The 9,389-nt window shown below is 51.4% G+C and carries 9 protein-coding genes and 1 CRISPR repeat array; of the genes, 2 read left to right on the forward strand and 7 right to left on the reverse strand.

Translation table 11 applies throughout. The annotated features are described in order from the left end of the window. Positions 1-36: 36 nt before the first annotated feature. On the reverse strand, positions 37-2,856 hold the full coding sequence (ppc, locus tag BLV87_RS01400; RefSeq protein ID WP_093064622.1) for a phosphoenolpyruvate carboxylase: 2,820 nt from the start codon (positions 2,854-2,856) through the stop codon (positions 37-39). 244 nt (positions 2,857-3,100) lie between these two features. Between ppc and BLV87_RS01405 the strand changes: the two genes are divergently transcribed. Beyond that, the gene (locus BLV87_RS01405) at positions 3,101-3,604 is read left to right on the forward strand and encodes a phasin family protein (protein ID WP_093064624.1); all 504 of its coding nucleotides are present in this window, start codon (positions 3,101-3,103) and stop codon (positions 3,602-3,604) included. Positions 3,605-3,710: 106 nt separating this feature from the next. Here BLV87_RS01405 and BLV87_RS01410 read toward each other — a convergent pair whose 3' ends face one another. From BLV87_RS01410 to phaR, 6 genes are all read right to left on the reverse strand, one after another. Continuing rightward, positions 3,711-4,874, reverse strand: coding sequence for a DUF2130 domain-containing protein (locus BLV87_RS01410; RefSeq protein ID WP_093064626.1), 1,164 nt, complete (start codon positions 4,872-4,874; stop codon positions 3,711-3,713). Between the two features lie 72 nt (positions 4,875-4,946). Next, positions 4,947-5,168 (reverse strand): hypothetical protein, encoded by a 222-nt coding sequence (locus tag BLV87_RS01415; protein WP_093064628.1) that lies wholly within the window; start codon positions 5,166-5,168, stop codon positions 4,947-4,949. 143 nt (positions 5,169-5,311) lie between these two features. Next, positions 5,312-5,557, reverse strand: coding sequence for a hypothetical protein (locus tag BLV87_RS01420; RefSeq protein WP_093064630.1), 246 nt, complete (start codon positions 5,555-5,557; stop codon positions 5,312-5,314). A gap of 158 nt (positions 5,558-5,715) precedes the next feature. After that, positions 5,716-6,587: direct repeats of the CRISPR family, unit length 36 nt; unit sequence GTCTTAATCCCTTTTAAATCAGGGCGGTCTTCAGAA. Between the two features lie 159 nt (positions 6,588-6,746). Beyond that, complete coding sequence (locus BLV87_RS01425) at positions 6,747-7,412, reverse strand: Uma2 family endonuclease (protein ID WP_093064632.1); 666 nt, start codon at positions 7,410-7,412, stop codon at positions 6,747-6,749. 12 nt (positions 7,413-7,424) lie between these two features. Then, a complete protein-coding gene (gene cas6 / locus BLV87_RS01430; RefSeq protein WP_093064634.1) occupies positions 7,425-8,387 on the reverse strand; it encodes a CRISPR system precrRNA processing endoribonuclease RAMP protein Cas6 in 963 nt (320 codons plus the stop codon). An 89-nt stretch (positions 8,388-8,476) separates the two neighbouring features. Next, positions 8,477-8,929, reverse strand: a complete 453-nt coding sequence (gene phaR / locus BLV87_RS01435) for a polyhydroxyalkanoate synthesis repressor PhaR (protein ID WP_093064636.1) — start codon at positions 8,927-8,929, stop codon at positions 8,477-8,479. 227 nt (positions 8,930-9,156) lie between these two features. On the opposite strand from phaR, the gene BLV87_RS19170 reads away from it, so the two are divergent. Then, positions 9,157-9,330, forward strand: a complete 174-nt coding sequence (locus BLV87_RS19170) for a hypothetical protein (RefSeq protein WP_175517799.1) — start codon at positions 9,157-9,159, stop codon at positions 9,328-9,330. The last annotated feature ends 59 nt before the right edge of the window (positions 9,331-9,389 follow it).

Here is a 9,389-nt window from a genome sequence, read left to right on the forward strand (position 1 = left end):
AAAAGCCGCGAAAGCGGCTTTTTTTATGTTCGAGGCTTACCCCGTATTCCGCATCCCCGCCGCAATCGCATTAATCGTCCGCAACAAGGTCGGCAACCAAGGCGAATCGGTATTCCCGGTTTCCGCCACATACTGCCGATGCCGCCGGATCAGCGTGATCTGGATGTGGTTCAACGGGTCAAGGTAAGGGTCGCGGCGTTGCAGTGAATATTGCAGCAAGGGCGTTTCTTCCATCAGCCCGGTGAGGTGCGCTACCGCCAGCACTTCTGCAACGGTTTTTTCGTATTCGGTGCGAATGTCGGCAAAAATCTGTTGTGCATTCTCCTGATCGCTGGCGAGGGCGGCGTATTCCTTGGCGGTATCCATTTCGCCTTTGTACAACGCCATTTGCGTATTGCTGAGCAAAGAACGGAAGGCAGGCCATTGCGTATACATGCGTTCCAGCAATTTGCCGTTGTCAGGGTGCGCGGCGCGGAAGGTGCTTAACGCCGTGCCGATGCCGTACCAAGCGGGCAGGGTATGCCGCGATTGTGCCCAGCCGAATACCCACGGAATCGCGCGAATCGAGCCTTTGTCACGCACGGTTTTCTTGCGGTGTGACGGGCGTGAGCCAATGTTCAGCAAGGCAATTTCCTGCACCGGGGTGGCTTCGTAAAAATAATCCATCAGCCCCGGTGTCCAGTCGGTCAATTGGCGGTAACGTTGTTCGCCAGTCGCTGCGATCGTGGTCATGGCTTGGTGGAATTCGTCGGGGTATGCGCCGCGTTTTTTCAGCAAACCCACGCTGGCTTTGAGCAACCCGGTGCAACCCACGCCCAATTCATACACTGCCGTTTCCACGTTGCTGTATTTCGCCGCCAACACTTCGCCTTGCTCGGTGAATTTGATTTGCCCGTGCACGGTGTCGGGTGGTTGCGCAATAATCGCTTCGTGCGTGGGGCCGCCGCCGCGCCCGACCGTGCCGCCGCGCCCGTGGAACAAGCGGCATTTCACGCCATAACGGTCGGTCAGGGCAATGACTTCCTGTTGTGCGTTGTACAAGTTCCAGTTGGAAGCGAGGATGCCGCCGTCTTTGCACGAGTCGGAATAGCCCAGCATCACCTCTTGCAGATTGCCCGACGCGGTTAAGCAGGCACGATAAGCATCATTTTCCAGCAAATGGCTTAATACGCTGCTAATGCGTTTGAGGTCGTCGATGGTTTCAAACAAGGGCGAAATCTGGATGTGGCAGAACAATTGACGGTGTTCGTCATAGCCGACCAAGCCCGCCATGTGTGCCAGCAACATGACTTCCATAATGTGGCTGGCGTGATGCGTCATCGAAATCACATAAGTGCCGAAAATGCCTGCGCCTGCTTCGTTGCGCATTTCTAAGATGCTGTCGAAAATTTCCAAGGTTTCAGCGGTGCGTTCGCTGAGTTTGGGGCGGTGTGGCATGGGTAAACGTGGGCGTAAGATCAGTTCTGCCAGCAATTCCATGCGCTCGGCTTCTGGCAATTCCAAGTAGCTGTGGCACAAGCCGGAGAGTTTCAGCACTTCGGCGACGGTTTCGCTGTGGATGGTGGATTCTTGGCGAATGTCGAGTTTGTACAAGCCAAAGCCGCAGGTTTCGGCTAGGCGAATCAAGTCTTTGAGTTCGCGCCCCGCAATTACCCAGTCACCGTGGCTGCGCAACGAGTCACGAATCAGGTACAGCTCGTGGATGAATTCGCTGACATCGGTGTAAGCGTCTATTGACAGCGTGGCGTGTTCACTTTGCAGGCGGGCATTCACAGTATTGAGGGTTTGGTGCAACTTGTGGTGCATAATACTGAGCAAGCGCCGGTAGGGTTCTTGCTGGAAACTTTCGTGGGCGTAGTGGAAGATAACCTCGCCAATGCCAACGCGCTGGTCTTCTTGCTGCAAATACGCAGTGAATTCTGGTGTTGGGGTAATGAATTCCAGCGAGTGCGAGAGTACCGAGCGCAATTCTTTGACGCGGTGAATGTAAGCTTGCAGGGCAAGTTGCATTTGCATCCGAATCGCTTTGCGGGTCAAAGCAGGCGTGACGAAAGGGTTGCCGTCACGGTCGCCGCCGATCCACGAGCCAAAGCGCAAAAAGCTTGGCACGCTGACAGCACCCCAACCGTAAGCTTTGCGGGTGGCGCGTTCAAAATAGCGGTAAACGATGGGAATCGCGTCAAACAAGGATTCGCGGAAGTAGTACAGGCCGTAACGGATTTCATCTTCCACCGTGGGCTTGCGGGTGCGGACTTCGTTGGTGCGCCACATGAGCTGAATTTGCGCTTTCAGGTGGCGCATCAGCGATTCGCGCTCGCTTTCTTCGGGGTCATTGTTGAGTTGGTCAATCACCAAAAAGATGCGGCGCTGGATTTCCATCATGGTGCGGCGGCGGGCTTCGGTCGGGTGCGCGGTGAACACCGGAATGTAGCGCATCTGATCCAACAGGCTTTGCATTTGCTCGGCGGTCATGCCTTCTTGCTGGAGTTCCAGCACGGTGCGGCGCACGGAGCCTTTCCACAATTGGCTGTCGGCTTTTTGGATTTCGCGGCGGCGTTCACGGTGTTGGAAATCTTCTTCGACGATATTGGTGAGGATATAGAAGGTGTTAAACGCCCGAATCACTTGTTCGAGCATATCCACATCCAGTGCGTCGATCAGTTGCATCAACTCGGTGCGGGCAGCGTCGTCATTGCTTTTACGCAAGCGGATATAGCCACGGCGTAATTTTTCAACCGTGGTGTACACGGCTTCGCCTTCCTGTTCCTTGATGATTTCGCCGAGCAGTTCGCCGAACTGGCGGATATTGTGCTGCAATTTGGCAACGTCGAAAGGCTTGTCTGTGGTGAGATTCATGGTCTGTGGTATCCCCGGATAGTTAATGCACAAATACATGCAAAAAGGAGGCCGACATTATGCCTCATGTATGACTAGCCATAAAGAAACGTGAGAAATGTAACGAAATGATGAAGTTTCGGTTTTTTGTTGCGATGCAGCAAAAAAGTCGTTGACAGCCTTTTGGGAAAGCGATATTGTGCACTGCATCAAATGCAGAAATGCATTAAGAGATTCAACCGAAACCCGCACTAGGAGATAAGACATGCAAAACGAAATGATGAACATCGTAAAACAATTCAGTGACAGCGCACTGGCTTCTGCCAAGAAAATCGGCGAACTGAATATGAAAACCTTTGAAACTCTGGCTACCAAGCAAGCTGAGTTGGTTAAGTCTTGTGTTGAAATGGGCACTAAGAACGCTGAAGCGGCTACCAAGGTGAAAGACCTGAGCGAACTGAACGCACTGCAACAAGACGTTACCCGCACTTGTGGCGAAAAATGGGTTGCTAACATGCGTGAAGCGACTGAAATGCTGACTTCCGTTCGTGACGAACTGACTGCCATCATGGAAGAAGCTGCCAAGTACACCCAAGCAGGTGCTGAGCAAGCAGTAGAAGCTGGCAAGAAAGCAGCAACTGAAGCGGTTGAAAAGACTACTGAAGCGGTTGAAAAAGCCTCTGCTGAAGTGGTTGAAATGACTAAAGAAGCGGCTGACAAAGCGGTTGAAGCCACTAAGAAAGCGGCTGCTAAAGCTAAAGCTGCTTAATTAACGCGTTTGACGGTGGGTCAGGGTGTAACTCCTCCTCTCCTCTCTCTTGCGACCTGACCCGCTTCTCCTCCATTGCCCGCTCTTGTAGCGGGTAATTTTTTGCCTATTCCTCATCAAATTCCAGTGCAGCGACTACAGGCATGGTGTGACCGATAATGCCTTGCAACGCCCCGTACATACCGGTGGTACTGCCGATGACGCGCTGTAACTGCTTTTCGCGCTCTGCCCAATGTTTTTCCATGGCACGGCGTTCTTTGTGAATTTGCGCTTGCATGGTGTCGAAGGCTTCTACAATCGCTTCTACCCGCTGGCGGAATTCTTCGCCGGAAAGGTAACGCCACAGCAATTCCATTTTCGCATCCAAGCCTTCGCTGGCAGCGCGGGCGTAACTGACTTGTACCAATTGTTCGCGCAAGACGCTGGCGAGTGCCTGCCAGTTTTTCAGGTCGCTGACCCACACGCCATCAATGCGCCCGAAGCCGCGAATCGTTTCCGGCACAACTACCGATACCAATACCGCAATCGCGGCTCCGGCGCTGCGTTGGTCTTCTTTGAGTTTGTCGATCCAGCTTGCTTGCCAAGCTTTGGTGTTTTTCGATTCCCAGATAATCGCGCCGCATTCTTGCAACTGGGCGTTGATCACGGTCTGGATAATATCCGCGCCGCGCATTCCTTTGGGCACGGGTTGGATGCTGTCGTGCGGGAAAGCGTGTTGCAGGGTGGTTTGCATGTCCTGTTCCAGCACTTCGCCTTGTAATTCTTGGGAACCGAGTTCGCTGCGGCGTTTGGCGTTTTCCAAGTCTTTGAGCAGGTTACTGATTTGCTGGTCTTTTTGCTTGAGTTTGAGGTCTTGTTCTTCGGCGATTTGATTACGCAGGCTGTGTTCGAGTTGTTGGCGGGCGGTGTCAAGGCGGCGTTGGATTTCGAGTTCCATGTCGCGGGCGCGGGCTTCGAGTTCGGCTTTTTCTTGGCGCAATTGCAACTCGGCTTGGTTGGCGGTGGCGATGCGCTGTTGGCTCAGGTCGAGTTGTTGTTTCAGCAGGGCAATGTCTTGCAAGGCTTGGCGTTGTTGTTCGCTGACCTGTTGCTGGATGCGTTCACGCTCTTGTTGCAAGCGTTGTTGCGCCTGCTGTTCGGCGCGTTCGGTCGCGGCACGCAGCGCTTGTTGCTGTTCGGCGGCAAGCTCTTGGCGCATTTGCCCGCGTAATACGTCGGAAATGGCAATGGTGGTGCCGCATTGGTGGCATTCGATGGTGGTGTCTTGCATGGTTTAGCCCTTGGTTACTCGGTGGTCAGAGTATAGGCGCAACGCGCAGCAAAGGGCAGGTTGGCAAGCTTGTCAGTCGCCGATGAGGATGAGCATTTGCGCGTTGTAAGCGTTCAGACCGTATTCCAGCACTTTGTTGGCATGGTTGCCGAATTGTGCGTTGAAGTCGGCTTCGGTGTATTTCTGGCAACACACGCCCGCGCAGTTTTTAGTGATGTAAACATCGGCATAATATTCACTGGTGAAAACGATGGCGCGTTTCCATTTTTCGCCAATGACGACATGGTTTTTCATGTAAGTACCTGTTTTGTTAGCCTAGTGAGTGGGCCTTGTGTGACGTTAGACGTTGCTATAGGACTTAGGGTTCACACTAGGCTAACAAAATTGCTGCGTTGCAGCAAATAAGTTTGCCGGTACTGGTCGTGAAATGGGTGGCGTTAATCTTGAATACGCGGTTCGTGGCGTTGCAGGGCGTGGCTTTGATCGGGTTTAGCGTTCATGTAACAAGCGTGCTTGCCGTCGCTGTAACCGATACGGTAAAACATGCCGAGTGCGAGGGTGAGCACGATGCTGGCGAGGGTTTGGTAAACACCAAACGATTCAATCGCTGTACCGAGTACCCAGAATAGGCCGATGCCTGCGAAGATCGAACCTGCAACGATAACGTGTATGCGCGTTCCCATAAAAAGCCCTGTATTGTTTTTGTTGATAAATTAAACTAATGATAACAGCAGAAGCGTATGACGTATAGACGTAATTTTGTTGACCTCAAGACGATACTCTTTTAAATCAGGGCGGTCTTCAGAAGGTGATTGTCCGCAACGAACCTCTTGGTGGTGGTGTCTTAATCCCTTTTAAATCAGGGCGGTCTTCAGAATTTTGTGGGCGCTTGCCTATCCCGCTAAGGTTGAGTCTTAATCCCTTTTAAATCAGGGCGGTCTTCAGAAATTCCTGACGTAGAAAAGCAAGAATGTAAGTTTGTCTTAATCCCTTTTAAATCAGGGCGGTCTTCAGAATCATTAACCGTGAAGACCAATCTGTACGTGAGGTCTTAATCCCTTTTAAATCAGGGCGGTCTTCAGAATTAGTTGATCACGAAAAAGCATTCGGTACTGCAGTCTTAATCCCTTTTAAATCAGGGCGGTCTTCAGAAGAAGGAACAATCCTGTTGTTCCTTTCACCCACAAGTCTTAATCCCTTTTAAATCAGGGCGGTCTTCAGAAGAATTGCTTTCCATATTTCTGAAAAACACCGCTGTCTTAATCCCTTTTAAATCAGGGCGGTCTTCAGAAGAAAAGACAAACGTCAGTACCCCTTGCCGATCTTGTCTTAATCCCTTTTAAATCAGGGCGGTCTTCAGAACCTCTTATAACGCCCATTGTGGCTTATAAGCTGTAGTCTTAATCCCTTTTAAATCAGGGCGGTCTTCAGAATTTTGCAGTTCAACCGTCTGCGTTCTAAGCCCATGTCTTAATCCCTTTTAAATCAGGGCGGTCTTCAGAAAGGGCGTAAACTCTTCTTCAGTCAGACCTTTCAGCGTCTTAATCCCTTTTAAATCAGGGCGGTCTTCAGAATAATTAATGTTAAAAAGGACAGCATATGTTTAAGTCTTAATCCCTTTTAAATCAGGGCGGTCTTCAGAATCTCCTGAGGTTTTGACATCAGGGAGATACTAACGTCTTAATCCCTTTTAAATCAGGGCGGTCTTCAGAAGGCTCGTGTCGAATCAGCCTTTTGAATCAGTGGGTTACAGAGACCCTTAGCAGGAAATGCACTGTATAAAAAGTTGTCTTGAGAAAAAACTGATCAAGTTAGATTTTTAAACAAGCAACACAGCCCTCTGTCTGTGTGAATAGCTCAATATTACACCTCTTAACCCCCCTTTGCAAAAGGGGGGCAGGGGGGATTTTCATCCACCCAAGCGCGAAACGCCTTCATCGCCACCATGCGCCCCTCACGTTCCGCCAAGTTCAGCAATACCGGGATTTTCTCCCGCAACGCCAACCCCGGAAAATGCGGGCTAAACTCGACGGCGTGATACTCACCTGCCTGCAACACCCAAATCACCAACGTTTTGCCATCGTATATCCACAACTCCGGCACACCCAGCGCCGCATACAACGCCCGATCTGTCGGCGAATAAATGTCGATTTCCACCGCCAAATCCGGTGGCGGGTCACTATCCAAACTAATCTGCCGCTTACCACGAATCGCCGCTGCATGTTCAATATAAAAGCATTCATCCGGTTCAACCGCTTTTTGCACACTCTGCTTACGCATGGTAAACGAACCTAGTGACTCAAAATCAAGCTGTTGCTGTTCCAACAAATACTCAACAAACCGTCCAATATGGAGTTTTGGAACTTCATGCCCTGCCGATGGTGCCATCAAATGAATACTCCGTTGATTGTAAGAAATGCGCAGACTGCTCCTCTCACCCAATTCATCCATGAAGCGCTCGAAATCTGCCCAAGACACATCATTGATCACCACTTCCGCATTGTCTGGGAAGCTAAGCTGACTAAATTGAAACTGCATAATGCCTGCCTCTCACATCGCCTTTTCCCCAGTATAGCAGTCCAACGCATACCCGCCCATGCCCATCACCGCACCTTTCCCCGCGTGTACCCACTGCCCCAACCATAACCAAGGCCAGAAATCCTCCAGCCCATCCAGCCCCAGCATAAAGCTACCCACCAGCCCGCCCATTTGCACATGGTTCTGTTGCCGGTTGGAATAACGCGACCACTCATGCCAGTGCAAATCCGCATCCCCCAATGTCACCGCCGCCGCCTGCTGGCTCAGCGCCTTAAAATCCGCCGTCAATTCCACTCCTGCATGATAAGCGTGTAACAAGGTGATCCGTCGCATCAAAGCATTGATAAACAACTGAAACGTAAACCGGCTGCTGCGTATTGGTGTACCCTCCTGCAACAAGCGCAATGGGGTCAACAAACGCACCTGTACCCCCTCCGGCATTGGCGGAATCAACGGCACAACCCCCGCTAATGCCTGCAAATCTCCCCCCGCCGCCTGAATCTGCACCCATTCGCCTGCCCCCGGTGTCACTTCCTGTGCTACTGCCACCAGCGCATAACGCCCATCGCCCTTACCGATCCCACGTTCCCCCACCTGCTGCATCGCGTGCAGCAAATACGGCAAATGCCCAATCGCCGCCCCCAGCAAACTCAACTCCAGCGACAACACCTCCCCCGGCGCATACTGCTGCCCCGACGTTGCCAACGGCTGCATAATATAAGGGTGGGGGGCCGCATTAATCTTTTCCAGCAATGGCCCCTGACCCGCAGGCGTTTCAAATACCTGACTGTAAACACAGGAACGCCACAACAAACACTGGCGACAATCCGGCTCACGGGTAATACACACCGTGCGCCGCAAGGCATGACCAAACGCGCCACGCCAAGTCGAGCCAGCATAAGCAGGGAATTGAATCGGGGTTAGCGCCCGCAATGTTAAACGGTAACGGGCAATCGGTAGGCTAAAATGGCGCATGAAAACCTTCACGGTGACAACGGTTTGTGCAGTTTACCGCCGTAAAGGTTTTGAGCAAGCGTTGACAAGCTTGTGGAACGTGGAGTGCTTTATTTTTTCGGCTGTAAATTGCCCATAATGCTTTCCTGCATTTTTTTCCAGGTTTCCATATTTTGCTCGCTGATTTTCATCCATGCATCCAGCGGCGTACCGGCGAGTACTTTGTGCATCTGTTCCTGCATGGCGGCTTGCTGACTGGTAAACAGCCCGACGCTTTGCTCCATGTACTCCATAAAGCCCTTGCGGGTCGCGTCACTGTAATTGCGGATAAATTGCGCCAGAATATCGGTGCTGAACAAGGGTTGCCCGCCTGATTCCTGTTCCATAATGATTTGCAGCAAGATACTGCGGGTAATATCGTCGCCGGACTGACGGTCGATGACTTTGAAAGGGGTTTCTGCCAAGACCAAATCGCGGACATCGCTCAAAGTGATATAACAACTCTGGTTAGTGTCGTACAAGCGGCGATTCGGGTATTTCTTAATAATGCGTTCTTCTGCCATAGGATCTTTCGTTCGTGCTACTGTGATGAAACAAATGAAATCAAGCCCAATTTTATAGGTTAATGTTTTGTTATGCACACAAAAACAGTACGGCAATGCACAAAAGAAGGGAATAGCGGGAAGACCCCCTATACGCATCAACTTTAACCCGCGAAAGCGGTCTCCCTCTCTGGTAGGCTATTAGTTTTGCACACCGAATAGATCGACTTCGACAAGGAGACCGCGCATTGATACTGACAAAAGTAGCCACCGCATTGCAAGCCATCTTGTATGAAAAAGCGGACGCGTTAGCAAAAAAAGCGGCTTCATTCAACGCCAGCGCAAACTCAGCGGCTCGAACTTCATCCGCAGCTTGGTGTTTGGCTGGATGGGCAATCCTGCCAGCACATTGGATGGATTAAGTCGGACAGCCGCCTTCCAACAGCTCCCCATTAGTCCACAGGGACTGGACAAACGTTTT

This window comes from Thiothrix caldifontis, assembly GCF_900107695.1.
GTDB classification, from domain to species: domain Bacteria; phylum Pseudomonadota; class Gammaproteobacteria; order Thiotrichales; family Thiotrichaceae; genus Thiothrix; species Thiothrix caldifontis.

Bases quoted from the DNA above. Each gene is read 5' to 3' on its own strand.
- ppc (WP_093064622.1), bottom strand. From the start codon at position 2,856: ATGAATCTCACCACAGACAAGCCTTTCGACGTTGCCAAATTGCAGCAC.
- BLV87_RS01405 (WP_093064624.1), top strand. From the start codon at position 3,101: ATGCAAAACGAAATGATGAACATCGTAAAACAATTCAGTGACAGCGCA.
- BLV87_RS01410 (WP_093064626.1), bottom strand. From the start codon at position 4,874: ATGCAAGACACCACCATCGAATGCCACCAATGCGGCACCACCATTGCC.
- BLV87_RS01415 (WP_093064628.1), bottom strand. From the start codon at position 5,168: ATGAAAAACCATGTCGTCATTGGCGAAAAATGGAAACGCGCCATCGTT.
- BLV87_RS01420 (WP_093064630.1), bottom strand. From the start codon at position 5,557: ATGGGAACGCGCATACACGTTATCGTTGCAGGTTCGATCTTCGCAGGC.
- BLV87_RS01425 (WP_093064632.1), bottom strand. From the start codon at position 7,412: ATGCAGTTTCAATTTAGTCAGCTTAGCTTCCCAGACAATGCGGAAGTG.
- cas6 (WP_093064634.1), bottom strand. From the start codon at position 8,387: ATGCGCCATTTTAGCCTACCGATTGCCCGTTACCGTTTAACATTGCGG.
- phaR (WP_093064636.1), bottom strand. From the start codon at position 8,929: ATGGCAGAAGAACGCATTATTAAGAAATACCCGAATCGCCGCTTGTAC.